General features: G+C 67.5%; 1 protein-coding gene. It reads left to right on the forward strand.

The annotated features are described in order from the left end of the window. Positions 1-24: 24 nt before the first annotated feature. A partial coding sequence (locus ACGFWI_RS39035) for an NB-ARC domain-containing protein (protein WP_393910806.1) occupies positions 25-1,120 on the forward strand: 1,096 nt, incomplete at its 3' end.

The raw sequence follows: 1,120 nt of genomic DNA on the forward strand, positions 1-1,120 counted from the left end.
GATACCTACCACCAGGGCCGCGCGATGCTCACCGAAGAACTGGGCCTGGACCCAGGAAGGGAACTACGCGACCTGGCGCAGGCAATCCTGACCGATGACGCTGACCTGGCACTGACTGACCAATCCGAACCGCGCGGCGTCGTGGCAACGCAAGTCTCTCAGCCGGCGCAAGAGCGTGGTGACGATCCCGACCCCGTCGTCACACCTCGACAACTGCCCGCCGACATCGGCGACTTCGTAGCCGACGACACGATCGTCTCAGCGATCTCCGACGCGGTCACCGAGGGCCAGGGAAAAGGGCCGCTGAGCGTAACGTTGGTGCTTGGCAGGCCCGGTGTCGGCAAAAGCACGTTGGCCACGCACGTGGCGCACCGACTGGCAACCGAGTACTTCCCCGACGGACAGCTCTACTGCGACCTGCGAGGGCCGGGCGGACAACCAATGGACCCCGCCCAGGCATTGGGACGATTCCTCCGAGCACTGGGCATACCCGGCGAGGCCATACCCGATTCACTTGACGAGCGCGCAGAGATGTACCGCAGTCTGCTGGCCGGTCGCCGGATCCTGGTGTTGCTGGACGACGCGGTGAGCGAGTCGCAGGTGACGGCGCTGCTTCCCGGAACCGGCAGCAGCGGCGTGCTGGTCACCAGCCGCAGCCAGCTCACGGCGTTGCCGGGCACACGCCGGTTCGACCTGGAGCCGCTGAGCCAGGAACAGGCCCTCCAGTTGCTTGGACGGATCATTGGGGGGCGCCGGGTCGAGGGTGAGGCGGACGCAGCGCGGGTGCTCATACGTTTCGTGGGCGGGCTGCCGCTCGCGCTGCGTATCATCGGCGCGCGTCTGGCCGCGCGCCCGCACTGGTCACTGACCTCCATGTGGCACCGACTCGAGAACGAGCACCGCCGGTTGGACGAGCTGGCACACGGCGAGCTGTCGATCCGGGCAAGTCTTTCGCTCAGCTATGACGGTCTGGCGGCGGCCGACCGTCGCCTGTTGTGCCTGCTCAGCCTGGCCGAGGGGGCGGAGATTCCGAGCTGGCTGGGTGCCGCCCTCATCGACGACCGCACACCGCACCCCGCTGACCTGCTGGAACCGCTCATCGACATGCGCCTCCTCGACA

Source organism: Streptomyces sp. NPDC048434 (genome assembly GCF_043200375.1).
Classification (GTDB): Bacteria; Actinomycetota; Actinomycetes; order Streptomycetales; family Streptomycetaceae; genus Streptomyces.